The organism is Streptomyces sp. NPDC093795 (assembly GCF_044764665.1).
Taxonomy (GTDB): domain Bacteria; phylum Actinomycetota; class Actinomycetes; order Streptomycetales; family Streptomycetaceae; genus Streptomyces.
In genome coordinates, this window is the sequence record NZ_JBIWIO010000002.1 from 423,874 (window position 1) to 448,233 (window position 24,360).

The 24,360-nt window shown below is 71.8% G+C and carries 21 protein-coding genes and 2 tRNA genes; 20 read left to right on the forward strand and 3 right to left on the reverse strand.

Going from position 1 to position 24,360, the window contains the following annotated elements; all coding sequences use genetic code 11:
• Positions 1-112 precede the first annotated feature (112 nt).
• Complete coding sequence (locus ACIRB7_RS06905; RefSeq protein ID WP_403593403.1) at positions 113-1,651, reverse strand: DUF6056 family protein; 1,539 nt, start codon at positions 1,649-1,651, stop codon at positions 113-115.
• 237 nt (positions 1,652-1,888) lie between these two features.
• Here ACIRB7_RS06905 and ACIRB7_RS06910 point away from each other — a divergent pair, with 237 nt between their 5' ends.
• The 7 genes from ACIRB7_RS06910 to ACIRB7_RS06940 all read left to right on the forward strand — a co-directional run bounded on the left by ACIRB7_RS06910 (position 1,889) and on the right by ACIRB7_RS06940 (position 8,568).
• On the forward strand, positions 1,889-2,884 hold the full coding sequence (locus ACIRB7_RS06910; protein WP_403593406.1) for a glycosyltransferase family 2 protein: 996 nt from the start codon (positions 1,889-1,891) through the stop codon (positions 2,882-2,884).
• The gene (locus ACIRB7_RS06915; RefSeq protein ID WP_403593409.1) at positions 2,884-3,366 is read left to right on the forward strand and encodes a GtrA family protein; all 483 of its coding nucleotides are present in this window, start codon (positions 2,884-2,886) and stop codon (positions 3,364-3,366) included. The genes ACIRB7_RS06910 and ACIRB7_RS06915 overlap by 1 nt, the downstream gene beginning before the upstream one ends.
• Before the next feature lie 108 nt (positions 3,367-3,474).
• The gene (gene proB, locus ACIRB7_RS06920) at positions 3,475-4,578 is read left to right on the forward strand and encodes a glutamate 5-kinase (protein WP_403594382.1); all 1,104 of its coding nucleotides are present in this window, start codon (positions 3,475-3,477) and stop codon (positions 4,576-4,578) included.
• Positions 4,579-4,733: 155 nt separating this feature from the next.
• Complete coding sequence (locus ACIRB7_RS06925; protein WP_403593412.1) at positions 4,734-5,255, forward strand: hypothetical protein; 522 nt, start codon at positions 4,734-4,736, stop codon at positions 5,253-5,255.
• A 151-nt stretch (positions 5,256-5,406) separates the two neighbouring features.
• Positions 5,407-6,690: a glutamate-5-semialdehyde dehydrogenase gene (locus ACIRB7_RS06930; protein WP_403593415.1), complete on the forward strand. Its 1,284-nt coding sequence runs from the start codon at positions 5,407-5,409 to the stop codon at positions 6,688-6,690.
• Positions 6,691-6,766: 76 nt separating this feature from the next.
• Positions 6,767-7,327 (forward strand): hypothetical protein, encoded by a 561-nt coding sequence (locus ACIRB7_RS06935; RefSeq protein WP_403593417.1) that lies wholly within the window; start codon positions 6,767-6,769, stop codon positions 7,325-7,327.
• 155 nt (positions 7,328-7,482) lie between these two features.
• The gene (locus ACIRB7_RS06940) at positions 7,483-8,568 is read left to right on the forward strand and encodes a hypothetical protein (RefSeq protein WP_403593420.1); all 1,086 of its coding nucleotides are present in this window, start codon (positions 7,483-7,485) and stop codon (positions 8,566-8,568) included.
• Here ACIRB7_RS06940 and ACIRB7_RS06945 read toward each other — a convergent pair.
• Positions 8,553-9,689 carry a M48 family metallopeptidase gene (locus tag ACIRB7_RS06945; RefSeq protein WP_403593423.1) on the reverse strand — a complete coding sequence of 379 codons (1,137 nt, stop codon included), beginning with the start codon at positions 9,687-9,689 and terminating at the stop codon, positions 8,553-8,555. The genes ACIRB7_RS06940 and ACIRB7_RS06945 overlap by 16 nt on opposite strands.
• A gap of 231 nt (positions 9,690-9,920) precedes the next feature.
• Between ACIRB7_RS06945 and ACIRB7_RS06950 the strand changes: the two genes are divergently transcribed.
• From ACIRB7_RS06950 to ACIRB7_RS06980, 7 genes are all read left to right on the forward strand, one after another.
• Positions 9,921-10,082, forward strand: coding sequence for a hypothetical protein (locus ACIRB7_RS06950; protein WP_351210009.1), 162 nt, complete (start codon positions 9,921-9,923; stop codon positions 10,080-10,082).
• Between the two features lie 51 nt (positions 10,083-10,133).
• Positions 10,134-10,754 carry a nicotinate-nucleotide adenylyltransferase gene (nadD, locus tag ACIRB7_RS06955; RefSeq protein WP_403593426.1) on the forward strand — a complete coding sequence of 207 codons (621 nt, stop codon included), beginning with the start codon at positions 10,134-10,136 and terminating at the stop codon, positions 10,752-10,754.
• A 19-nt stretch (positions 10,755-10,773) separates the two neighbouring features.
• Positions 10,774-12,513: an LCP family protein gene (locus ACIRB7_RS06960; protein ID WP_403593429.1), complete on the forward strand. Its 1,740-nt coding sequence runs from the start codon at positions 10,774-10,776 to the stop codon at positions 12,511-12,513.
• An 83-nt stretch (positions 12,514-12,596) separates the two neighbouring features.
• Positions 12,597-13,064, forward strand: a complete 468-nt coding sequence (rsfS, locus tag ACIRB7_RS06965) for a ribosome silencing factor (protein ID WP_351210015.1) — start codon at positions 12,597-12,599, stop codon at positions 13,062-13,064.
• Complete coding sequence (locus ACIRB7_RS06970) at positions 13,061-13,714, forward strand: histidine phosphatase family protein (protein ID WP_351210422.1); 654 nt, start codon at positions 13,061-13,063, stop codon at positions 13,712-13,714. Before rsfS ends, ACIRB7_RS06970 begins: the two co-directional genes overlap by 4 nt.
• 104 nt (positions 13,715-13,818) lie before the next feature.
• A tRNA-Ala gene (locus ACIRB7_RS06975) sits at positions 13,819-13,891 on the forward strand.
• A gap of 275 nt (positions 13,892-14,166) precedes the next feature.
• The gene (locus ACIRB7_RS06980; protein WP_015033559.1) at positions 14,167-14,400 is read left to right on the forward strand and encodes a hypothetical protein; all 234 of its coding nucleotides are present in this window, start codon (positions 14,167-14,169) and stop codon (positions 14,398-14,400) included.
• Here the strand turns inward: ACIRB7_RS06980 and ACIRB7_RS06985 are convergent.
• Positions 14,379-15,617, reverse strand: coding sequence for a glycosyltransferase 87 family protein (locus ACIRB7_RS06985; protein WP_403593433.1), 1,239 nt, complete (start codon positions 15,615-15,617; stop codon positions 14,379-14,381). The genes ACIRB7_RS06980 and ACIRB7_RS06985 overlap by 22 nt on opposite strands.
• Positions 15,618-15,741: 124 nt before the next feature.
• Here ACIRB7_RS06985 and ACIRB7_RS06990 point away from each other — a divergent pair.
• The 6 genes from ACIRB7_RS06990 (at position 15,742) to ACIRB7_RS07015 (ending at position 24,359) form a co-directional block, all read left to right on the forward strand.
• Positions 15,742-15,814: transfer RNA gene (locus tag ACIRB7_RS06990), tRNA-Ala, on the forward strand.
• Positions 15,815-16,067: 253 nt separating this feature from the next.
• On the forward strand, positions 16,068-18,944 hold the full coding sequence (leuS, locus tag ACIRB7_RS06995) for a leucine--tRNA ligase (protein WP_403593436.1): 2,877 nt from the start codon (positions 16,068-16,070) through the stop codon (positions 18,942-18,944).
• 138 nt (positions 18,945-19,082) lie between these two features.
• Positions 19,083-19,838, forward strand: coding sequence for a hypothetical protein (locus ACIRB7_RS07000; RefSeq protein ID WP_403593439.1), 756 nt, complete (start codon positions 19,083-19,085; stop codon positions 19,836-19,838).
• Between the two features lie 49 nt (positions 19,839-19,887).
• Positions 19,888-20,733, forward strand: coding sequence for a DegV family protein (locus tag ACIRB7_RS07005; RefSeq protein ID WP_403593442.1), 846 nt, complete (start codon positions 19,888-19,890; stop codon positions 20,731-20,733).
• Between the two features lie 108 nt (positions 20,734-20,841).
• Positions 20,842-21,867, forward strand: a complete 1,026-nt coding sequence (locus ACIRB7_RS07010) for a helix-hairpin-helix domain-containing protein (RefSeq protein WP_403593445.1) — start codon at positions 20,842-20,844, stop codon at positions 21,865-21,867.
• On the forward strand, positions 21,864-24,359 hold the full coding sequence (locus tag ACIRB7_RS07015; protein ID WP_403593448.1) for a ComEC/Rec2 family competence protein: 2,496 nt from the start codon (positions 21,864-21,866) through the stop codon (positions 24,357-24,359). The genes ACIRB7_RS07010 and ACIRB7_RS07015 overlap by 4 nt, the downstream gene beginning before the upstream one ends.
• The last annotated feature ends 1 nt before the right edge of the window (position 24,360 follow it).

Here is a 24,360-nt window from a genome sequence, read left to right on the forward strand (position 1 = left end):
GTCGGGTCCGACCGTATCGCGCGCGGTCGGCCGGGTGGTGAGCCGGGCGGGTCGGCAGGGCGGGACGGCCGGGCAGTCGGCCTGGCGGCCTGCCGGGCGGTCCGCCGGGCGGTCAGGGGCGGCGGATCCGTTCCACTCCGTAGTACCGGGACGCGCACTGCGCCACCCAGTCCCGCGCGTACACCCGCGTGAAGAAGGGTTCCGCGAGCGAGGCGATGGGCAGGGGGCGGTACGTCACCTCCGTGGCGCCCTTCGCGACCTCCGCGCGGATCCGGGCGTTCTGAAGGTCCCAGGCGATGCTGCGGTGGACCGTCTGTCCGGTCAGCGTGTACACCGGCTGCACCAGCGCGGTCACGCTGCCCAGGGCGAGCGCGCCCGCCGCGACCAGCGTGGCGGCGCGGGCGGCGGGGCGGCCCGGGGCCCGGAGCAGCCGCCCGAGCCGGTGGCCGGCCCAGGCGCCGTACGCGCAGAGGAGGAGCAGCAGCGGGACGAGGAAGTTCGTCCAGGTCCGGCCGTACGTCCAGCCGGCCGGTCCGTAACCGCTGCGCAGTCCGTAGGTGACGCCGAGGCTCGCCACGGCGATCAGCGGCACCGGCAGGAGCGCCACGATCCACGACACCCGACGCGGGCGGTCCGCTCCGGCGGCGGTGTCGCGGTCGTCGGACGGCCCGGCGAAGGCGATGCCCAGGCCCAGGAGGACGCCGACGGCGACGACTCCCAGGTACGCCCACTGATCGATGATCGTCTGCCAGATGCGCCACCAGTCGTGGAACGTTTCCCCCAGCTCCGCGAGCGTCAGCGGCTTCTCGGGGTTCCGGGAGCGCCGCCACCGTGCCCCGGGGGAGGTGTAGAGGAGCGCGAGGCCCCCGGCGAGCCCGACACAGGCCGCGGCGCACCAGGTGGTGACGTACCAGTCTTTCGCCCGGCCGAGGCGGGGGAGGCAGACGAGTCCGGCGGCGACCGCGAAGATCCCGGCCACCATGGTGAACGGTTCGCTGAGCATGCCGATCGCCAGCCCGGTCAGGAGCGCCATGGCCACGGCGGCGTTCCGGGCCCACGGGCGCCGGGAGCGGGCCGCGGCGACGGCGCCGAGCACGGCCGCCAGGCCGATCAGGCTCGGCAGGGTGTGGGAGATCGTGGCCGGGGCCCAGAGCAGCACCTGGTACGAGCGTGTGCCCGCGAAGAACAGGAGTGCCTCGAAGAGCGCCACGGCGGCAACGAGGAGCACAGCGGGGGGCCGGGGGCGGCCCAGGGCGCGCAGCGCGGCGCGGGCGAGGAAGAAGAGGACGACGCCGAACGCCACCACCAGGAAGGCGGGCATCAGCTTCGCCCCCCGCATGCCGTCGACGTAGATGAGTCCGGTGAGGAAGGCGTTGGTGACGCGGCCGTTCTGGGTGGTGTAGAAGTCCGCGCTGATCCCCAGGACGCCCATGTCCCGGGCCTTCCAGAGGGCGCACCAGTCGTCGGACGTGGGGCGGACGTAGAGGCCGAGGAACGCGCCGACCGCGAGCAGTGCCCCCGATCCGACCGCGACGACGAGCGAGATCCCGCTCAGCGCCCGGGAGAATCCCTCCCCGTCGGGGGCGTCGCTCTCCGCTTCGTCCTCCGTCACCGGTACCTTGCCGCGCTCTGTAATGGTGGTCCTGCTCACGGGTGGTAACTCCTGCTGGTTCGGGTGCGCCTCGGTAGGTGACAAATAGGTGAAATGCCACACAGATCCAAGATCTTTCCCGCATGCCTTATTGTGTGGACGACATGCCGACAGGCGCGGCCGCGTGGGGCACGCCGAACGGCCGTCACCACCTTTTGCCACCTTGCGCCACTTGGAGAAAAGTCCGGTGGCGGCCCCTCAGAGCGTGCTTACCCATTCCTCTGGAGTGACCGTTCCATGACCAAACTTTCCGTCGTCGTCCCCTGCTTCAACGAGGAAGACGTCGTCGAGTTCTTCGACGCACGGATGCGTCAGGTGCTCGACACCCTCTCGGTCGACTACGAGATCTGTTACGTGGACGACGGCAGCTCCGACGGCACGCTGGGCAAGCTCCGCGAGATCGCCGCCCAGCACCCGAACCGCACGCAGTACGCCTCCTTCAGCCGGAACTTCGGCAAGGAGGCGGCCATGCTCGCGGGCCTGCGCAAGTCCGTGGGCGACGCCGTGGTGATCATGGACGCCGACCTCCAGCACCCGCCGGAGCTGCTCGGACGCATGCTCGACCTCCACCACCAGGGCCACGACCAGGTGATAGCGCGACGCACGCGCGAAGGGGACAAGAAGCTCCGCAGCGCTCTGAGCCGCACCTACTACAAGGCCGTCAACCGCTGGGTGGACGTGGAGCTCACCGACGGCGTCGGAGACTTCCGTCTGCTCTCCCGCCCCGCCGTCGACGCCCTGCTCTCGCTGCCCGAGTACAACCGCTTCTCCAAGGGGCTCTTCTCCTGGATCGGCTTCGACACCGTCACCTTCGACTACCAGAACGCCGCACGCGAAGGCGGTGAGACGAAGTGGAAGTTCAGCTCCCTGGTCAACTACGGCATGGACGGGCTGATCTCCTTCAACAACCGCCCGCTGCGCATCGCCCTCTGGGGCGGCATGATGCTGACCGGCCTCGCCGCCGTGTACGCGATCTGGGTGACCGTCACCGCCTTCACCCAGGGCGTCACCGCTCCCGGTTACGTCACCCTGGTCGCGATCATCGTGGGCCTCGGCGGCGTGCAGATGACGATGCTCGGGCTGATCGGCGAGTACATCGGCCGCATCTACTACGAGACCAAGCGCCGTCCGCACTTCCTCGTGAAGGAGACCCACCGCTCCTTCGACCGCCCGGCCGCCGACCGCGCCACCGCCGAGCGCATCGGCGTGGCCGCCTCCGAGCGGGAGCACTGATGGGCGGGGAGGACGGCCTCGACCAAGGGACGCGCGGGCGGCGGGCGCGACTCGCGCAGATCTTCCGCTTCGCGCTGGTCGGCGGGGTCAACACCGGCACGTTCTTCGGGTGTTACCTGCTCCTCCACCCGTGGATGCCGTACTTCGCCGCGTACTCCCTCGCCTTCCTCCTCAGCATGATCGGCTCCTTCTTCCTCAACACCTACTTCACCTACCGGACCCGGCCGACCTGGAAGAAGTTCGCCCTCTTCCCCCTCACCAACGTCACCAACTACCTGGTGCAGAGCGTCGGTCTGTACGCGCTCGTCACCTGGGCACACATGGACGACAGGATCGCGCCACTCGTCGCGGCCGTCGTCGCCATCCCGTTCACCTACCTGATCTCGCAGCGGATCCTGGTCCCCCGGAACGCCGGGCAGGATACCGCCGCCTCCGGTCCAGGGAGCGAAACGGACGAGCGGCAGCCGTCCAGGCTCGCGTAGATTGCCTCGCAGCCGCGGCGGGGAGCACGCGGCGCGCGGGACAGCCGAGTGAGGACGACACAGGTGACGACGCAGGTGACGGGACGTACGGACGTGGCGAGGCAGTACGTGACGGAGGCCCGCAGGATCGTCGTCAAGGTCGGCTCCTCCTCGCTCACCACAGCCTCCGGGGGCCTCGACGCCGACCGCGTCGACGCCCTCGTCGACGTGCTCGCCAAGGTCCGCAGCGGCGGCGAGAAGGAGATCGTCCTCGTCTCGTCCGGTGCCATCGCCGCCGGCCTCGCCCCGCTCGGCCTCACCCGCCGGCCCAAGGACCTCGCCCGTCAGCAGGCCGCCGCCAGCGTCGGCCAGGGCCTCCTCGTCGCCCGCTACACCGCCTCCTTCGCCCGCTACGGCGTCCGCGTCGGCCAGGTCCTCCTCACTACCGACGACACCAGCCGTCGCGCCCACTACCGCAACGCGTACCGGACCCTCGACCAGCTCCTCGCCATGGGCGCGCTGCCCGTCGTCAACGAGAACGACACCGTCGCCACGGACGAGATCCGCTTCGGCGACAACGACCGGCTCGCCGCCCTCGTCGCCCATCTCGTCCGCGCCGACCTGCTCGTCCTGCTCTCCGACGTCGACGGTCTCTACGACGGGGACCCGGCCAAGCCCGGCACGTCGAGGATCGCCGAGGTCACAGGACCGGAGTCCATCGCCCACGTGGAGATCGGCTCGGCCGGCAAGGCGGGCGTCGGCACCGGCGGCATGGTCACCAAGGTCGAGGCCGCCCGCATCGCCGCCGCCGCGGGCATCCCCGTCGTCCTCACCTCCGCGAGCCGCGCCGCCGACGCCCTCAGCGGCCGTGACACCGGCACGTACTTCCACCGCACCGGCCGCCGCTCCGCCGACCGGCTCCTCTGGCTCGCCCACGCCTCCACCCCGCAGGGCTCCCTGACCCTGGACGACGGGGCCGTACGAGCCGTCGTCGAGGGCAAGAAGTCCCTGCTCGCGGCCGGAGTCGCGGGAATCGAGGGCGACTTCGTGGCCGGTGACCCCGTCGAGCTCCGCGACACCGCGGGCCGGGCCGTCGCCCGTGGACTCGTCAACTTCGACGCCAAGGAGATGCCCCGGATGCTCGGGCGCTCCACCCACGAGCTCGCCAAGGACCTCGGGCCCGAGTACGAGCGCGAGGTCGTCCACCGGGACGACCTGGTCGTCATCCGCTGACCCTCGCGCCCCTCCCGAAACGGCTGAAAGTGCGGCCATCCGGAAGGGACGTTCCCCAAAACCGCCCCACGTGCCGCCTCGGGCTGGTCAACTTTGTCTCGGGGGTAAGAGCAGGGCGGGGTACAGCACCACACGCATCACACAGGAGGCCGCCGGTGAGACGAGCGCGCCCAGGGGCACTGCCCCGAGGGACTGCCGAACGCGCCCTGACCAGTGTCGAGGCCGGAGCCGACTTCGACGAGGCACGGGACAGGTCCACGGACAGGAAGACCGAGACCACCATCGAGGCACGGGAGGTTCGCGAGGCGCGTGAGGTACGCGCCAGGGAACAGCCCGTGTCCAAACTCTGGCACATCACCCTCAGCGTTTCGGGTGTGGAGTCGCCGCTGAAGGAGGTGCGACGCGGGCTCGAACAGCTGGCCCACGACCACCCCTTCCTGCTGACCAGCCGGTACGCCAACGACCACGCGGAGATCCGGTACTGGGAGGAGGCTCGCGACCTGCACGACGCCGCGGCCGTCGCCCTGCGCCTGTGGGGCGAGCACCGGCAGACCGCCAAACTGCCGCCGTGGGAGATCGTCGGCCTGGAGGTCATCGACCGCGAGACCTACCACCAGCGGATCGCGGAGGGCTACGGCCCGCCTCCCGCAGCCCCGGTCGGCGTCCACCCGTACTGAGCGGCGTGGACGCGTCCCCGGCGCGCGTACGTCTCGTGACCGCGGGCGTACGTCCCGGTGGCACCGGGCGGGCGTCTCGTGGGCGGGGACGTACGTCTCGGAGTGCGGGATACGTGAGGGATGTCCGCAGGGGTGCCAGTACCCTGCGGACATGACCTCGCTCACGCCCCTCGACAACCTCTCCCCGGTCACCCGGGCCGCCTACCGGGCCCGTGGCGCCGCCGCCGAAATCGCGCCACTCCCGCGCGCGGCCAAGGACGACGCCCTGCTGGCGATCGCGGACGCCCTCGAAGTCCGCACCGCCGAGATCGTCGAGGCCAACGCCGAGGACATCGCCAAGGCCCGCGAAGCCGGGACCAGCGAGGCGATCATCGACCGGCTCACCCTCACCCCGGAGCGCGTCCGGGCCATCGCCGCCGACGTCCGTGACGTGGCCGCGCTGCCCGACCCCGTCGGCGAGGTCGTCCGCGGCTCCACCCTCCCCAACGGCATCGACCTGCGCCAGGTCCGCGTGCCCCTGGGCGTCGTCGGCATCATCTACGAGGCCCGCCCCAACGTCACCGTCGACGCCGCCGCCCTCTGCCTCAAGTCCGGCAACGCCGTCCTGCTCCGCGGCTCGTCCTCCGCCTACGCCTCCAACACCGCCCTCGTGAAGGTCCTGCGGGACGCCGTCGGCGGCGCCGGACTGCCCGCGGACGCCATCCAGCTCGTCCCCGGCGAGTCCCGCGAATCGGTCCGCGAGCTGATGCGCGCCCGCGGCCTCGTCGACGTCCTCATCCCGCGCGGCGGCGCCTCCCTGATCCGTACGGTCGTCGAGGAGTCCACCGTCCCGGTCATCGAGACCGGCACCGGCAACTGCCACGTCTACGTCGACGCGCAGACCGACCTCGACATGGCCGTCGACATCCTGCTCAACTCCAAGGCCCACCGGGTCAGCGTCTGCAACGCGGCCGAGACCCTCCTCGTCCACCAGGACATCGCCCACGCCTTCCTGCCCAGGGCCCTCGACGCCCTCGCGGAGGCCGGCGTCACCGTCCACGCCGACGAGCGGGTCCTCGCCCTCGCCGAGGGCTCCAAGGCCACCGTCGTACCGGCCACGCCCGAGGACTGGGAGACCGAGTACCTCTCGTACGACATCGCCGCCGCCGTCGTCGACTCCCTCGACAAGGCCGTCGAGCACATCCGCACGTGGTCCTCCGGCCACACCGAGGCGATCGTCACCACCTCGCAGGCCGCGGCCCGCCGCTTCACCCAGCTGGTCGACTCCACCACGGTCGCCGTGAACGCCTCCACCCGGTTCACGGACGGCGGCGAGTTCGGCTTCGGCGCGGAGATCGGCATCTCCACCCAGAAACTGCACGCCCGGGGCCCCATGGGCCTTCCGGAGCTGACCTCGACCAAGTACATCGTCACCGGTGACGGTCACGTGCGGTAACCCCTCCTTCCGGTACGGGCGGGGAGGGTTCGCACTCTCCCTGCCCAAAACCACCTTCCGGGTCTACTCTGAATCCGTGCCGGACGACATGGGGGGCAGGCCGTTCCAGGACGGCGGGGACCCTGAGGACTCTGTCGATCGCGGAGGCGCTGACGAGGTCTACGCCGACGTGGTGTTCGACGAGGACTTCGTACGGGCCGCGACCGTGCACGAGCCGACCGCGGTCGAGCGGCTCCTCGCCGCGGCCCAGGCCCGTGCCGAGGCCGAGGCGGCCCGCGCCCGCGCCGGTGGCGGCCCTGCCGACGACGACCCCTACGACGGCCTCCACGACCCCACCGGCCACACCTACGAGCCCGACGACGTCGGCGACGACGCCAGCCCCTACGGCCGCCACGGCGGCGCCCTGCGTCCCTACCGGGGCAGCGCCCGCTGGCACCGTCCCGTCGCCTGGCTCCTCGCCCTCCTCATGGGGATCGGCATGGTCGCCCTGGCGTTCAGCGCCGTCTACCGGGGCGCGGCCGCCAACCGCCAGGACCAGATCCCTCCGCCGGCCACCACAGGCGTCGACACGCCCAAGCCGAACCCCGCCCCACCCGCGGCCCACGCCCCCGCGGCCCGGTCGGCGTCCCCCGGCTAGCGTCGGCGTCCCCCAGATGGCGCCGACGTCCCCCGAGAGGCCGAACAGGCCGGTTCGGCCCTGCTCGCCCCGCACCCGGGCCCACGGCGGAATTCTTCGGAACTTGTCGTGTACCTGGGCGTTTACCGAAGCCCCCGCCGACCTACCCTGAAGGTATGGCAGGGCGTGGCGACCCGCCTGAGGGGACGCCCCAGGGGTTCCCCGGCGGTGGTGAGGACGAGTACCGATCCGTCGTCTTCGACGAGGCGTTCGTCCGCGCTGCCCACCTCCAGGAGTACTCCGCCCAGGAGCGGATGGGCGAGCACGCCCTGGCCGTCCGCAGCCGCGCCTCCCGAGAGGGCCGGAGCGGCTCCCACCAGGCGATCCTGCTGGTCCTGCTGATCCTCCTCGCCTTCGGTACCGCCATCTATCTGGGCGTCCGCAACCCGTACCTTCCCCCCGTCGACCAGCGGGCAGAGCCACTGCGGACCACCGTGGTCCCGCTCGCCCCCCAGGGCCCCGTCGCGGGCGGCGTCCCCGCCCGGCTCTTCGACCACAGCCCCGCCGCCGAGTTCCGCATCGGTGCCGGAGGCATCAACCTGCCCGTCACCGGACGCACCACCCACTTCGCCGAGAGCCAGGTCGTCACCGCCCTCAGCATCGCCAAGGACTACCTGGTGGCCTCCTCCTTGGAGCCCGACGTCCTGTCCGGGGCGACCGTGCGGCCGGCCCGGCTGCTGCTCGACCCGGACCAGCTGGACCAGTTCGACCGCAGTGTCGAGTCACCGGCCGACGACGGCCGGCACGCCCTCGCCGGCTGGCTCGTCCGCTTCGACCCGCGACAGGTGGCCCTCGCGGACCCCGCCGTCCGCGTCCAGGGCACCCTCCGCTTCGAGGAGACGGGCCCCGACACCCTGGACGTCACCGCGGACCACACGTACACCTACGCCCTGCGCCCGGCCGTCCAGGGCGTGGGGCCGGTCGCCGGGGCGTCCCTCTTCACGGTCCACCGCGAGCTGCACTTCCGCTTCGACCGCGAGGACCTGCGAATGCACCGGGCCGAGCTGGTGACCAGCACCGTCGAGGCGGGCCCGCAGGCCTGCGGCGCGGACACCACCGGCGCCCTGAAGCCGATCCTGGCGGGAGGGCGGGCCCCCGAGGCCGGTGGCGGCCCGGCGGTCACCGACCCGTACGCCACGGGCAGGCCGGCCGCCCCCTCGCTGTGCGGAGCGCTGGCGCCGGACGCTCAGCCCTTGCTCTGACCGTCCCCGGAACCGCTGCCCGGGCCACCCTCGCCGCCCTTGTCGTCCCCGGCCGCCGCTCCGCCGTCGCCCGACTGCTTCGGCCCCTGGCCGCCGCTGAACCGGTTGCGCAGCCGCCCGCCCAGGTCGCCCGCCAGGTCACCGGCGCCTCCGGCTATGTCGCCGACCAGCTTCATCAGCGGATCCGTGCTGGTCCGCACGGTGTCGGCGTAGTGCCCCGCCGACTCGCGGAAGGAGTCCGTGACCGAGGTGTCCTTGTCCTCCGAGCGCTTGGGGTAGTGACCGTCCATGATCCGCTGGAAGTCGCGGCTCTCGGACCACTTCTTCAGCTCCGCCGCCCGGACGGTGGTGAACGGGTGCGTCCGCGGCAGCACGTTGAGGATCTTCAGGACCGAGTCCCGCAGGTCCCCGGCCTTCTCGTACTCGTCGGCCTGGGCGAGGAACGCGTCCACGTTCATCTCGTGGAGGTGGTTGCCGCCGGCGATCTTCATCAGACCCCGCATCGAGGCCTGCACGTCCTGCCCGACGAGGAGCCCGGCCCGGTCGGCGGAGAGCTCCGACTTGCGGAACCACTCGCGCAGCGCCGTCACGATGGCCATGATCGCCACGTTCCCCAGCGGGATCCAGGCGATCTTCAGCGCGAGGCCGGTGAGGAAGAGCAGCACCGTGCGGTACACGGAATGCCCGGAGAGGGCGTGCCCGACCTCATGGCCGACGACGGCCCGCATCTCCTCCTCGTCGAGAAGCTCCACCAGACCGGTGGTGACGACGATGATCGGCTCGTCCAGGCCGATACACATGGCGTTGGGCTTCGGGTCCTGCGTCACGTACATCGGCGGGACCTTCTCCAGGTCCAGGATGTAACAGGCGTCCCGCAGCATGTCGTTGAGATGGCTGAACTGCGCGTCGCTCACCCGGACGGAGTCCGAGAGGAAGAGGAGCCGCAGGCTGCGCTCGGGCAGTAGTCCGCTGAGTGTCTTGAAGACCGTGTCGAAACCGCTGAGCTTGCGCAGTGCCACCAGCGCCGAGCGGTCGGCGGGATGCTCGTAGGCCCGCGAGGAGATGCCGGGGAACCGCTTGCGCTGCCTGCTCGGCACGTTCCCCTGGTCGTTCTCGGTCATGGATGCCCCCTGTTCGTACGAGTCGGTGCTCGTCCCCCTGACGAAGTCCAGCCTAGGTGCTGGTGCCACCGCGCGCCGGGGCCTGTGGATAACTCGGGCACGGGACCTCGACTCGGACCGCGACACGGACCTCGACGCCAACGCCTGAGTCGGCGTGAGCGCGTCGGCACGGCCCGCATACGATGTGCGCGAAGTCTCCGCTCCCATCCCCGATCGATAGGTCTGCCGAAGATGAGCCTCCACAGCACCGCCGCCAACCTCGTCTCTCTCGCCGAGGGCGCCGAGCACGGCGGCAACCACGAAAGCCTCAGCCCCTACCTCACCGGCATCGGCGCCTTCGGGGCCCTGATGCTGCTGCTGTGGATCACCACCCGCTTCAACCGCGACCGCTGAACCGACGACCCTGATCAGGCGTCCGCTGCCGTGCCAGTAGGCTCTGCACGCATGGGAGAGCAGGAAATGCCTACTGGCGGGCGCGGGAAGCGCCGACTCGGCGTGATGGGTGGAACCTTCGACCCGATCCACCACGGACACCTGGTGGCGGCCAGCGAGGTCGCCGCCCTCTTCCACCTGGACGAGGTGGTGTTCGTACCGACCGGGCAGCCGTGGCAGAAGAGCGACCGGGCCGTGTCGGCGCCCGAGGACCGCTATCTGATGACGGTCATCGCGACGGCGTCCAACCCGCAGTTCTCGGTCAGCCGTATCGACATCGACCGCGGCGGCGCGACCTACACCATCGACACCCTGCGGGACCTGAGTTCCCTCAACACCGACTCGGACCTGTTCTTCATCACCGGGGCCGACGCGCTGTCGCAGATCCTCACCTGGCGCGATGCCGAGGAGCTCTTCTCGCTCGCGCACTTCATCGGCGTCACCCGGCCGGGCCACGACCTCACCGACGACGGACTGCCCAAGGGCGGGGTCTCGCTCGTCGAGGTTCCCGCGCTCGCCATCTCCTCCACCGACTGCCGGGCGAGGGTCGCGCAGGGGGATCCCGTCTGGTATCTGGTGCCTGACGGCGTGGTGCGCTACATCGACAAGCGCCAGCTGTACCGCGGCGTGTGAGCTTCGGGGAGGGGCACCGGTGAACGATCAGCAGCATCCGTACGACCCGTACTATCCGCAGCCGCAGATCATCGGCTACGACGAGTACGGGCAGCCGGTGTACCAGCAGCCGCAGGCGCCCCAGCAGTCGCAGGGGCAGCACTACGACCCGTATGGCGGCCAACAGCACCAGGCACAGCAGCAACAGCAGCCTCAGCAGGGGTACGGCTACGACCCCTACGCCCAGCAGCAGGCGCCCCCGCAGCAACAGCAGCAACACCAGCCGCAGGAACCGCAGTACGACCCCTACGGGCAGCAGGGCTACGCCTACCCCTCGTACGACACGGGGCAGCAGTGGGCCGCCCAGGCCGAGCCCGCTCCCGCCCCCAGCCCCGCGACGCAGACCGCACCGGTCGCCCCCGCGGCTCCGGCGCCCGTCGCGGCCCCGGCCGGTGTGCCCGGGCAGCGCCCCGCCTCCGAGCGGTCCACCCCGGCCCGGCCGGCCGGGGACGACGACCGGGAGTACCGCACCGAGCAGTTCTCGTTCATCGAGGAGCCGGACGAGGACTCCGAGGACGTCATCGACTGGCTGAAGTTCACCGAGAGCCGTACGGAGCGCCGCGAGGAGGCCCGACGGCGCGGCCGCAACCGGATCGTCGCGCTCGTCGTCGTGCTCGTTCTCGCGGTCGCGGGAGGCGTCGGCTACCTCTGGTCCGCCGGCCTGCTCCCCGGCTCGTCCGAGGGGGAGCAGAAGGGGAACACGGCGACCGGTCCGCAGAAGCGCGACACGATCGTCCTCCACCTCCACGACCTCAAGAACGGCGGCACCTCCACCGCCCTCCTCGTGAACAACGCGACCACCCGCCAGGGCACCACGGTCCTGCTCCCCAACTCCGTCGTCGTCGCCGACGAGGAGGGCTCCGTGACCACCCTCGGCAAGTCGGTCGAGGACGACGGGGCCGGCGGGACCCGGGAGGCCATCGGCAATCTCCTCGGTACCCGGATCACCGGCACCTGGCGTCTGGACACCCCGTACCTGGAGAACCTCGTCGAGACCGTCAGCGGCATCGAGACGGACACCGACACGGACGTGCCCGACGCCAAGAAGGGCGCCGAGCCGCTGGTCAGGAAGGGCGAGAAGCAGACCCTGAACGGCCGCGCCGCCGTCGCGTACGCCACCTACCGGGCGCCCGGCGAGGCCGAGGCCAAGCAGCTCCAGCGCTTCGGACAGGTCGTGTACGGCGTGCTGCGGAAGATCTCCTCCGATCCCGAGGCCGCCACGGTCACCATCCAGACCCTCCAGCAGATCCTCGACCCCTCGCTCCCGGAGAAGGACCTGGCCGCCTCCCTGGCCAGGCTCGCCGAGCACGCCAAGATCGGCGACCACAAGACGGCCCTGCTGCCGGTCGGCGAGGCCGGCGCGCTGACCGAGGAAGCCGGCGGGAGTGTGGTGAAGGACATCCTCGGCGGCAAGGTCACCGCCCCCGAGGCGGGCGACGTGCCCCGGGTCTCGGTAAGGGACGGTTCCGGGAAGAACGCGACCGAGACCGCCAGGATCGTCCTGATCAACGGCGGCTACGCCTTCGTGGGCGGCGCCGAGGCGCCCGTCCGGGAGACGTCGCAGGTCCTGTACGGCGACGACGCCCAGAAGGCGACGGCGGCCGAGGTGGCCAAGACGCTCGGTCTGCCGGCCGGCGCGGTCACCAAGGGCGAGCCCTCGAACGCCGCCGCGGTCACCGTGGTCCTGGGCCAGGACTACAAGCCTCAGGGGCCCCGGTAACAGCGCTCCGGAAAACGTTGGCGGGGCCGTCGGCGGTCCGTGAGACCCTGGAGGGGTACTGGACCGCCGACGAAAGCTTGCATGTGACCGCCACGGATCGCTCCATCGAACTCGTCAACGCCGCCGCTCAGGCGGCAGCCGACCGGCTCGCGCACGACATCATCGCGTACGACGTCAGTGATGTGCTGTCGATCACCGACGCCTTCCTGCTCGCCTCCGCGCCCAACGACCGCCAGGTCAAGTCGATCGTCGACGAGATCGAAGAGCGCCTGAACAAGGACCTCGGCGCCAAGCCGGTCCGCCGCGAGGGCGACCGCGACGCCCGCTGGATCCTCCTGGACTACGTCGACATCGTCGTCCACGTCCAGCACAGCGAGGAGCGGGTCTTCTACGCCCTGGAGCGGCTCTGGAAGGACTGCCCCGAGCTGCCGCTCCCCGAGGACGCGCAGAAGACGCGCGGCAAGGGCGCCGAGCACGCCGAGCTGACCGGTGTCGACCTCAACGACCACGCCGCCGGGCTCCCCGACGAAGTGGACGGTGAGCTGCGCTGAGCGCCACCAAAGGCGGCAGAGGCCGCCGCATCGTCCTCTGGCGCCACGGCCAGACCTCCTGGAACCTGGAGCGCCGCTTCCAGGGCTCGACCGACATCGAGCTGACGGAGACCGGCGTCGCCCAGGCGCGCCGGGCCGCCCGGCTGCTCGCCGCGCTGAAGCCGGACGCCATCGTCGCCTCCGATCTGAAGCGGGCGGCGGCCACCGCCGCCGAGCTGGCCGTGCTCACCGGGCACGCCGTCGCCCACGACTCCGCGCTGCGCGAGACGTACGCGGGGGAGTGGCAGGGGCTGACCCACGACGAGATCGTGGCGCGGTACGGCGAGCAGTACGCCGCCTGGAAGCGCGGCGAGCCCGTGCGCCGGGGCGGTGGCGAGCTGGAGACCGAGGTGGCCGACCGGGCCGCCCCGGTGGTGCTGGGGCACGCCGACAAGCTCCCCGATGACGGCACCCTCGTCGTCGTGAGCCACGGCGGCACGATCCGCACCACCATCGGCCGCCTCCTGGAGCTGGAGTCCCAGCACTGGGAGAGCCTGGGTGGCCTCTCGAACTGCTGCTGGTCGGTCCTCGGCGAGGGCGCCCGCGGCTGGCGTCTGATGGAGCACAACGCGGGCACGCTGCCCGAGCCGGTCCTCGGCGACGACGACTGAGCCCCACGGCCGGCCTGCCGGGCCCGGATTTCACTTTCCGGCAGGTCACAGGCTAGAGTTCTTCTTGTTCGCAGCGCGGAGCGCGAAGAACACGAAGAACACGAGGGGCTATAGCTCAGTTGGTAGAGCGCCTGCATGGCATGCAGGAGGTCAGGAGTTCAATTCTCCTTAGCTCCACAATCACCGGATCCCGTCCCCAGTAGGGGGCGGGATTTGTCGTTCCGTCACCTCGTACGGGGGTGCGGACCACCCTCACCCCCGCCGTCGCCGCGATCATCGACGCGGCCGCAGGGCCGCCACGCCGAGCACGCCGACCCTCTTGCGGGGCCATGGCAGAATCGGACGGCCGGAGGGGGACGAGGAATCCGGACGGGAGGGTGGCCCTAGTGCTCGGCGACAACTGCGGGGTGTCCTATGGGTGCACGGCCTGCGGCCACAGCTGGAGCTGACTGATGGGTGCACACAGGCGGAAGTGCGACTGGTGCGGCAGCGGTACGCCCATCGTGCGTGACATGGACCCCGTCAACCCAGGGTTCCAGTACTGGTGCGAGGAGTGCGCGCGGGCGCTGATCATAAAAGGCGACCCCATCGAGACGTACCGCGAGCTGGAGGGGGAGCCGATCTACGGCCGGCTCCTCGACGAGCACTGCACCCTCAAGCGGTTCTACTCCTTCGCCACGGCCTGAGGGGCCTGACTGGCCTGACGCCGCAGCACCAGCGCGTACCCCACGAGCAGCGCCGTCGCCGTCAGCGGATAGATCGCGGACAGCACCATCTGACCCGCGTTCTGGTCCAGCTCCGGCCGGCCCGGGTCGTGCGGAACCCACCACAGCGCGAACGAGGCGAAGGCCAGGGCCACCGCCCCCGTCACCGGCCACGCGCGCGTGGCGCGGTCCGCGAGCAGGATCAGCAGGGGAACGCACCAGACCCAGTGGTGGGACCAGGAGATCGGGCTGATCATCAGCGCCGTGAACGCGCAGACGACCACCGCCACCGCCTTGTCACCACGCAGCGCGGCCCGCACCGCGAGCACCATCGCCGCACCGCCGAGGAGCGCCGCGGCCACCGCCCACCACATGCCCGGGTCGTCGGTGTGCATCAGCCGGGCCAGGACCCCGCGGATCGACTGGTTGGCGGTCTCCTCCGCGAAGCCGACCCGGCCCGTCTCGAACAGGGTCTCCGTCCAGAACCGCTTCGAGTCCGCCGGCAGCACCAGCACCACGGCCAGCGTCGTCCCCAGGAAAACGCCCGTCGCCGTCGCCGCCGTGCGCAGCCACGTGTTCCAGGCCCGGTCCCGGCGCCACAGGAGCAGCCCCGCGACGAGCAGCAGTACGACGAAGAGACCCGGTGTGAGTTTTACCGCGGTCGCCAGGCCGATGCCGAGGCCCGCCCAGCGGCTGCCCCGCGCGCGCGTGAGGTCCCAGAGGACCGCCACCGCTATGAGCAGGTTGATCTGCCCGTACCGCAGGGTCGTCCATACCGGCTCGCACCAGACCACGACCGCGGCGACCCACAAGGTCGTACGCCACAGGGCCGTACGGGACAGCGACGGGCGGACCAGCTGGAGCGACAGCTGGACCAGGGCGACCACGAGGAGCAGGTTCCCCGCCGTCGAGAGCGTCCGCATCAGCGGCACGCTCACCAGGGTCAGCGGGACGAACAGCAGGGCCGCGAAGGGCGGGTAGGTCATACCGAGGTTCGCCGAGGTGGCGCGCATCGCGTACAGGTCGCCGCCGGCCCGGACCGTCTCGCCCTCGGCCCGGTAGACCATCACGTCGAGCATGTTCACGTGGGCGAGGCGTTGCGCCACCCAGAAGGCCGCGAACGAGAGCAGGCAGATCGCCGCGGCGGTGGCGAGGGGCCAGGGCCGGGCGCGGGTTTTCGAGAGCACGGAGACGGACACAGTCGGCGACCCTACCGGGCAGGTCAGAAGGCCCCGAAGAATCGATTTGGAGATCTGCCGGGCGGCCGGTTAATGTTCTGTCTGTCGCCGCGAGGGAAACCGAAACGGAGACGGGAACAAGCAAGGGGCTATAGCTCAGTTGGTAGAGCGCCTGCATGGCATGCAGGAGGTCAGGAGTTCAATTCTCCTTAGCTCCACAGAAGAGAAGCGGGTCACCCGGATTGGGTGGCCCGCTTCTTCGTATCCCACTACGGGGCACGCCGTGCCCTGCTGTACCCTGGCGCCATGCGTGCCGTACGCCTTCTGCTTACCGAGCCGCGCTGATCAGTCCCGACGGATGACAGACATCCTGTCGGAGTCGGCGCGGCGTCCCCTCCTGTGCGAGGGGTTTTTTCATTTCACGGCAGTCCGTGGCAGTGGGCAGAGACGATCGATGGAGCTTCAAGGACCATGACCGAGATCAATACGGCCGCCGAGACGGCGGCCCCGCATCGCTACACGGCGGCCATGGCCGCCGACATCGAGGCACGCTGGCAGGACTTCTGGGACGCCGAGGGCACCTACGAGGCCCCGAACCCCAACGGTGACCTGGCGGGCGACCCCGCGGTCGCCGCCCGGCCCAAGAAGTTCATCATGGACATGTTCCCGTACCCCTCGGGTGCGGGCCTGCACGTCGGCCACCCGCTCGGCTACATCGCCACGGACGTCTTCGCCCGCCACGCGCGCATGACCGGCCACAACGTGCTGCACACCCTGGGCTTCGACGCCTTCGGCCTGCCGGCCGAGCAGTACGCCGTGCAGACGGGCACGCACCCGCGTGTGTCCACCGAGGCCAACATGGAGAACATGAAGGTCCAGCTGCGCCGGCTGGGTCTGGGTCACGACAAGCGCCGGTCGTTCGCCACGATCGACCCGGAGTACTACAAGTGGACCCAGTGGATCTTCCTGCAGATCTTCAACTCCTGGTACGACGAACAGGCCCAGAAGGCCCGTCCGATCGCCGAGCTGATCGCGCAGTTCGAGAACGGCACCCGTGAGGTTCCGGGCACCACGCGCGCGTGGAGCGAGCTGAGCGCCGCCGAGCGCTCCGACGTCCTGGGCGAGTACCGCCTGGCGTACGCCTCCGACGCGCCCGTCAACTGGTGCCCCGGCCTGGGCACGGTCCTGGCCAACGAGGAGGTCACCGCCGACGGACGCTCCGAGCGCGGCAACTTCCCCGTCTTCAAGTCCAAGCTGCGCCAGTGGAACATGCGGATCACCGCCTACGCGGACCGTCTGATCGACGACCTGGACGCGCTGGACTGGCCCGAGGCCATCAAGCTGCAGCAGCGGAACTGGATCGGCCGCTCCGAAGGCGCCCGCGTCGACTTCCGGGTCGGCGACACCGGTGCGATCACCGTCTTCACCACCCGCCAGGACACCCTGTTCGGCGCCACCTACATGGTCCTGGCGCCCGAGCACGACCTGGTCGAGCAGATCGTCCCGGCGACCTGGCCCGAGGGCACCCACGACGTGTGGACCGGCGGCCACGCCACCCCGTCCGAGGCCGTCGACGCCTACCGCAAGCAGGCGGCCTCCAAGTCCGACGTCGAGCGGCAGGCCGACGCCAAGGAGAAGACCGGCGTCTTCACCGGCGCGTACGCGACCAACCCGGTCAGCGGCGAGCAGGTCCCCGTCTTCATCGCCGACTACGTCCTCATGGGCTACGGCACCGGCGCCATCATGGCCGTCCCCGCGCACGACAGCCGCGACTTCGCCTTCGCGCGCGCCTTCGAGCTGCCGATGCGCTGCGTCGTGGAACCGAGCGACGACCGCGGTACCGACCCGTCCACGTGGGACGAGGCCTTTTCCTCGTACGAGGCCGCGCTGGTCAACTCCGCGAACGACGAGATCTCCCTGGACGGCCTCGGCGTCGTCGACGCCAAGGCGAAGATCACCGCCTGGCTGGCCGACCGCGGCATCGGCGAGGGCACCGTCAACTTCCGGCTGCGCGACTGGCTGTTCAGCCGCCAGCGGTACTGGGGCGAGCCCTTCCCGATCGTCTACGACGAGGACGGCGTCGCCCACTCGCTGCCCGAGTCCATGCTGCCGCTGGAGCTGCCGGAGGTCGAGGACTACTCGCCGCGCACCTTCGACCCCGAGGACGCGGACACCCAGCCGGAGACCCCGCTGTCCCGCAACGAGGACTGGGTGAACGTCACCCTGGACCTCGGCGACGGCGCCGGCCCGCGCCGCTACCGCCGCGAGACCAACACCATGCCCAACTGGGCCGGTTCCTGCTGGTACGAGCTGCGCTACCTCGACCCGCACAACGCCGAGAAGCTGGTCGACCCGGCCGTCGAGCAGTACTGGATGGGTCCCCGCGAGGGCATGCCGACCGGTGGCGTCGACCTGTACGTCGGCGGCGCCGAGCACGCCGTGCTGCACCTGCTGTACGCGCGCTTCTGGTCCAAGATGCTGTTCGACCTGGGGCACATCTCCTCGGCCGAGCCGTTCCACAAGCTGTACAACCAGGGCATGATCCAGGCCTTCGTCTACCGGGACGCGCGCGGGATCGCCGTGCCGGCGGCCGAGGTCGAGGAGCGCGACGGCGGCTTCTGGTACCAGGGCGAGAAGGTCAGCCGCGTCCTGGGCAAGATGGGCAAGTCCCTCAAGAATGCCGTGACGCCCGACGAGATCTGCGCCGAGTTCGGCGCCGATACCCTGCGCCTCTACGAGATGGCGATGGGCCCGCTGGACGTGTCGCGTCCCTGGGACACGCGCGCGGTGGTCGGCCAGTACCGGCTGCTGCAGCGGCTCTGGCGCAACATCGTCGACGAGTCGACCGGTGAGGTCACCGTGGTCGACACCGCGGCCGACGAGGACACGCTGCGTGCCCTGCACAAGGCGATCGACGGTGTCTCGCAGGACATGGCGGCCATGCGCTTCAACACCGCCATCGCCAAGGTCACCGAGCTGAACAACCACCTGACCAAGTCCGGTGGCGCGCTCTCCCGGTCGGTCGCCGAGCAGCTGGTGCTGCTGGTCGCCCCGCTGGCGCCGCACATCGCCGAGGAGCTGTGGCGCAGGCTGGGCCACACCGACTCGGTCGTCCACCAGGGCTTCCCGGTCGCCGACCCGGCGTACGTCGTCGACGAGACCGTGACCTGCGTCGTGCAGATCAAGGGCAAGGTCAAGGCCCGCCTGGAGGTCTCGCCTTCGATCACGGACGCCGAGCTGGAGACCCTGGCGCTCGGCGACCCGCACGTGGTGGCGGCGCTGGGCGGCGCGGAGATCCGCAAGGTGATCGTGCGGGCACCGAAGCTGGTCAACATCGTCGCCGGCTAGCGGCACATCGGCCGGCGACACATAGGGGTTTCCCCTACGGGCAGGTTGGGGGTTCCGATGGAACCCTCGGCCTGCCCGCTCCGTTTACCTTGGAGGAACCACATCCGTGGGGACTCGACGGACGCCGGAGGGGCGCACATGGAAGCCGCGATTATCACGATCATGGCGCTGCTCTTCTTGTCGTTCGTGGCGTTGGGGGTCTTCGTCACCGTGAAGGCGGTCAAGGCCACCAAGCGGGGGGTCGACCGCACCTTGAACCAGGCCCGGCGCACGGTCGAGGACACCACGCTGCGGGCCAAGAGCTTCGGCCAGGCCGGGGTGGCCGGCGAGCTGGCCAGACTGCGCCTTTCGCTGCGCACCTCGATGCGGGCCACCCAGGAGGCGCTGCAGGCCGGTGTCGGCGAGGACGCCTCCCTGAGGGAGTCGCTCGACCTGTTCCACCGGCTCAGCGGGCACGGGCTCGAACTGGACGAGGATCTCAAGCGCCTTGAGCGGGAGCCCGACCGGGCGTACGTCTCCGGGCAGCTCCCCGATCTCACCGCGCGGACCGAGCGGATCACGAGCTCCGCCGACGCCCTGCGCCGTGCCGCGCGGGACCGGGCCCTGAAGTTCGCCGAGGACGACCTGTCGGCGCTCAGCGCCCAGATCGACGTCGAGGCGGGTGCGCTGCGCCACTGGACCGGCCCGGAGACCCCGCAGGGGCCGGTACGGGAAGACACTCCCGGAGTCGCGCCCGGCGCGGGAGAGGCCTGGGGGCGCCCTGCCGGGGCGTCCGGGCAGTCGGAGCAGGCAAGCCCGGGGGCAGGTGGGGAGACGCCCGCGATCACGCCGCCCGATCCGCGAAGGACCGCCTACCCCTGGGAGAAGTCGGCCCGCCCGGAGACCACCACCTGACGGGGGGCCGGGCTGCCGTGCGGCGGCTTCGGCGGGTAACCTCCCGCTCATGTCCCGGCATGTCGCGATCGTCACCGATTCCACGGCCTACCTGCCACGCCAGGCGAGGGAGCGGCACGCCATCACCACGGTCCCGCTGACCGTCGTCATCGGCGACCGCGCCCTTGAGGAAGGCACCGAGATCTCGGCCAGGGCCCTCGTCGAGGCCCTCCAGAAGAAGCGGTCCGTCACCACCTCACGGCCGAGCCCCGAGATCTTCGCCGAGGCCTACCGCGCGGCCGCCGAGGCCGGGGCGCGGGGTGTCGTCTCGCTCCATCTGTCCGCCGAGGTCTCCGGGACGTACGACGCGGCCGTACTCGCCGCGAAGGACGCCCCTGTGCCCGTGCGGGTCGTGGACACCCGCATGATGGGCATGGCCCTGGGCTTCTGCGTGCTGGCCGCGGCGCAGGTCGCGGAGGCGGGCGGCTCGCTGGACGAGGCGGTCGCGGCTGCCGAGAAACGCGCGGAGGGAACCTCCGCCTACTTCTACGTCGACACCCTGGACCACCTGCGACGCGGGGGGCGTATCGGGGCGGCTCAGGCGCTGCTCGGCTCCGCGTTCGCGGTGAAACCGCTCCTCGAACTCGGCGGCGGGCGCATCGAACTGCGGGAGAAGGTGCGGACGGCCTCGAAGGCCATCGCACGGCTTGAGGAGATCGCCGTGGAGCGCGCCGGTTCCGGCGCTGTCGACATCGCCGTCCACCACCTCTCCGCACCCGAACGGGCCGCGGCTCTCGCCGAGCGGCTGGAGGAGCGGGTACCGGCCATGGTGGATCTCCACGTCAGCGAGGTGGGCGCGGTCATCGGCGCGCACACGGGGCCCGGGCTGCTCGCGGTCGTCGTCTCGCCGCGCTGAGCCGGCCCGTCCCCCGTAAGGGTGACGGAGTTTTCCACAGGGTGCCCGCCATCCACGGAACGTGAGTGAGCTCCGCACGGGACCGCGGTGATCCCTACCGTCAGCCGCATGACTCTTCGTACACGTATCGCATCGACCACCCCCGACGTCCTGGGCGCGGCGGGCGCTCCGTCCAGCGGACCCGGCAGGGCGCGGGGTTCCGACGGGCGGAGCCGCACCGGGGCGCGTGGCGCGCCCTCGGGGCGGGCCAGGAGGCGGACGCGGATCAGGAGGGCCGCCGCGGCCCCCGAGGCCGTCGTACGGCGTCGGGGGGACGCCCTGTTCCCGCGCTCGGCGCCGGAGGTTCTGGGGGCGGGGGAGGTCCCTGAGGCGCCGGAGGTTCCTGGTGCGCGGGAGGTCCCCGAGGCGCCGGAGCGTGGTTCCCCGGGCGGGGTGCGGGAGCGGCTGGCGGCGGCGCTGCGTGAACGGACCCCGGTGTGGGTGCAGACGCGGTGCGGGCTCGAACCGAGGGCGCTGGCCGCGCTGACGGTGATCCTGATCGTGGCGGCGGGGCTCGCGGGCGGCTACTTCTGGGCGGGGCGGCCGGAGCCGGTGCGTGCGCCCGAGCTCGTCCGCGCCGCCCCCGTGGCGGCGGCGCCCGCCACGCGAGCCGGGCCCGGCCCTGGTGCGGGATCGGCGGGCGGCGCGCGGGTGATCGTCGACGTCGGCGGCAAGGTGCGCAGGCCCGGGGTGCTGACCCTGCCCGCCGGTTCGCGGGTGGCGGACGCCCTGCGTGCCGCGGGCGGGGCGAAGCCCGACGCCGATCTCACGGGGATCAACCGGGCCCGTGTCCTGTTCGACGGTGAGCAGGTTCTCGTCGGCCTTCCGGGGGTGCCGGCCGGTGGTTCCGGCTCCGGCTCCGGGCCGGCGGGCGGAGCGGGCGGCGGCGGTGGTGGGCCTGGGGCGCCGTTGAGCCTCAACACGGCCACGGTGGAGCAGCTCGACACCCTTCCGGGTGTCGGCCCGGTCCTCGCCCGGCACATCGTCGACCACCGCGCGGAGCACGGCGGCTTCCGGTCGGTCGGGGAGTTGCGTGAGGTCAACGGCATCGGCGAGCGCAGGTTCGCCGACCTCGAACCGCTGGTCCGGCCATGAGCCGCGGCGAGACGACGGCCGAGGAGCGGGGGACCCCGGAACGCCTGTGGGAGGAGGGGCCCATGGACCTCCGGCTCGTTCCGCTCGCGGTGGCGGCCTGGGTGGCGGCGGCTTGTGCGGTGGGTGTTACCGGTTGGTGGACGGTGGCCGGTGTCACGGTCTGTCTGGTGGGAGCCGCCGTCCTGTTGACGCCGGCTTCGGCCCGGTGGTTCGGCGGCCCAGGTCGCACGCGGGGGGTGTCCGGCTGGCGGTTGCGGGTGACGGCCTGCGCGGGGGTCCTGCTGTGTGCGGCGGCGGGGGCCACCTCTGCGGGGCTGCACGCGGCGGACCTGCGGCGGGGTCCCGTGCCGGCCCTGGCACGGGAGTACGCGCGGGCGCAGTTGGAGGTGACGGTGACGTCCGACCCCCGGCTCACCCGGCCGCGCGTGCGGGGCAGTGAGACGGTTCCGGTCTCCGTCGTCCTGGACGGCGAGGTGACCCTGGCCGAGAGGCGGGACGGCACGGTCCACCGGACGCGGGCGCCGGTCCTGCTGATCGTGCCGCCGGGGGAGGGGCGGGAGGAGTGGCTGCGGCTCCTGCCCTCCACCCGGCTGAGGGTCGGCGCGCGGCTCGCGCCGCCGGCGCGCTCCGGCGAACCCTTCGCGGCGGTGCTCAAGGTCGACAGGGCAGGGCCGCCCCGCGTCATCGGTCCTCCGAGCGCGCTCCAGCGGACTGCGGGGGAGCTCCGTGCCGGGCTGCGGCGGGCGACCGAGGGGCTCGAACCGGACGCGCGGGCCCTGCTGCCCGGCCTGGTGGTCGGGGACACCTCCCGGATCGGGCCCGAGCTGCGGGACGCCTTCGAGGCCACCGATCTCACCCACCTCCTCGCCGTCTCAGGGAGCAACCTGTCGATCGTCCTGCTCCTGCTCGTCGGCCGGCCGGGGAGGGCGCATCAGGTGGAGCGGGGTGGACTCGCGCCCCGGTTGGGGATGTCGCTGCGGGCCACCGCCCTGGCCGGAGGAGCGCTGACGCTCGCCTTCGTGGTCGTCTGCCGGCCCGACCCGAGCGTGCTGCGTGCCGCTGCCTGCGGGCTGATCGTGCTCCTCGCGATCGGTACCGGGCGCCGTAGATCGCTCATCCCCGCCCTGGCCGCCGCCGTCCTCCTCCTGGTGCTCTACGACCCCTGGCTCGCGCGGAGTTACGGGTTCCTGCTGTCGGTCCTCGCCACCGGGGCCCTGCTCACGGTCGCCCCGCGGTGGAGCGAGGCGCTGCGGCGGCGCCGGGTGCCGGGCGGGCTGGCGGAGGCGCTGGCCGCCTCCCTGGCGGCGCAGGCGGTGTGCGCTCCCGTCGTGGTGGTGTTCGCCGCCCGGGTGAGTCTGGTGGCGATTCCGGCGAACCTGTTCGCCGAGCTCGCGGTGGCGCCCGCGACGGTGTTCGGCTTCGCCGCGCTCGCCCTTGCGGCGGTCTGGGCGCCGGCCGCGGAGGGCCTGGCGTGGGTGGCGGGGTGGCCGGCGGGATGGATCGCGTGGGTGGCCCGTACCGGCGCGGCCCTGCCGGGGGCGGAGTTGTCCTGGCCCGGCGGGTGGTGGGGCGGTCTGGCCCTCGCGCTGCTCACCGCTCTGGTGGTGCTCGGGGTGCGCAAGTTGCCGCACCGGGGACCTGTCGGCGTGCTCGTCGCCGTCGTGCTCCTGCTCGTGGTGACGCGACCGGTGCCGCTTGCCCGGTGGGTCACCGGGTGGCCGCCGCCGGGCTGGGTGTTCGCGATGTGCCAGGTGGGGCAGGGCGATGCGACGGTGCTCGCGGCGGGCGGGGACGCGGCCGTCGTGGTGGACGCGGGCCCCGACCCCGTAGCCGTGGACCGGTGCCTGCGTGAACTGGGGGTGCGGCGGGTGCCGTTGCTGGTGTTGACCCATTTCCATGCCGACCATGTGGCGGGACTGCCGGGGGCGTTGCGGGGGCGGTCGGTGGGGGCGATCCAGACGACGGGTCTTGAAGAGCCGCCCGCCCAGGCCCGGTTCGTACGGCGGACGGCGGCGGCCGCGCGGGTGCCGCTGATCCGGGCGGAGCCCGGGGAGGTGCGGAGGGCCGGAGCGCTGGAATGGCGGGTGCTCTGGCCGGAGGCGGAAGGAGGAGAGAGTTCCGCCGGGCCGAACGACGCCAGTGTCACGCTGCTCGTCCGGGCCGACGGAGGGGTGACCGTGCTGCTGCTCGGCGATCTGGAACCGCCGGCCCAGCGGGCCTTGCTGCGGGCCCATCCGGGGCTCGGTCCTGTGGACGTGCTCAAGGTGGCCCACCATGGATCGGCCCACCAGGACCCGGGGCTGATACGGGCCGTGCGGCCGCGGCTCGCGCTGGTGTCCACGGGGAGCGACAACCCTTATGGACACCCCTCGCCCCGGACCGTGGAGTCGTTGCGGGCCGGAGGGGCGCGGGTGCTGCGGACCGATCGGGACGGGGCGATCGCGGTGGCGGGGGCGGGGCGCGGGCTGGTGGCCGTACCGGGAGGAGGGTGAG

Coding starts and splice junctions, on each gene's coding strand:
- ACIRB7_RS06910 (WP_403593406.1), top strand. CDS start 1,889: ATGACCAAACTTTCCGTCGTCGTCCCCTGCTTCAACGAGGAAGACGTC.
- ACIRB7_RS07005 (WP_403593442.1), top strand. CDS start 19,888: ATGTCCCGGCATGTCGCGATCGTCACCGATTCCACGGCCTACCTGCCA.
- ACIRB7_RS06950 (WP_351210009.1), top strand. CDS start 9,921: ATGAGCCTCCACAGCACCGCCGCCAACCTCGTCTCTCTCGCCGAGGGC.
- ACIRB7_RS07015 (WP_403593448.1), top strand. CDS start 21,864: ATGAGCCGCGGCGAGACGACGGCCGAGGAGCGGGGGACCCCGGAACGC.
- ACIRB7_RS07010 (WP_403593445.1), top strand. CDS start 20,842: ATGACTCTTCGTACACGTATCGCATCGACCACCCCCGACGTCCTGGGC.
- ACIRB7_RS06930 (WP_403593415.1), top strand. CDS start 5,407: ATGACCTCGCTCACGCCCCTCGACAACCTCTCCCCGGTCACCCGGGCC.
- ACIRB7_RS06980 (WP_015033559.1), top strand. CDS start 14,167: ATGGGTGCACACAGGCGGAAGTGCGACTGGTGCGGCAGCGGTACGCCC.
- leuS (WP_403593436.1), top strand. CDS start 16,068: ATGACCGAGATCAATACGGCCGCCGAGACGGCGGCCCCGCATCGCTAC.
- ACIRB7_RS07000 (WP_403593439.1), top strand. CDS start 19,083: ATGGAAGCCGCGATTATCACGATCATGGCGCTGCTCTTCTTGTCGTTC.
- ACIRB7_RS06945 (WP_403593423.1), bottom strand. CDS start 9,689: ATGACCGAGAACGACCAGGGGAACGTGCCGAGCAGGCAGCGCAAGCGG.
- nadD (WP_403593426.1), top strand. CDS start 10,134: ATGGGAGAGCAGGAAATGCCTACTGGCGGGCGCGGGAAGCGCCGACTC.
- ACIRB7_RS06915 (WP_403593409.1), top strand. CDS start 2,884: ATGGGCGGGGAGGACGGCCTCGACCAAGGGACGCGCGGGCGGCGGGCG.
- ACIRB7_RS06940 (WP_403593420.1), top strand. CDS start 7,483: ATGGCAGGGCGTGGCGACCCGCCTGAGGGGACGCCCCAGGGGTTCCCC.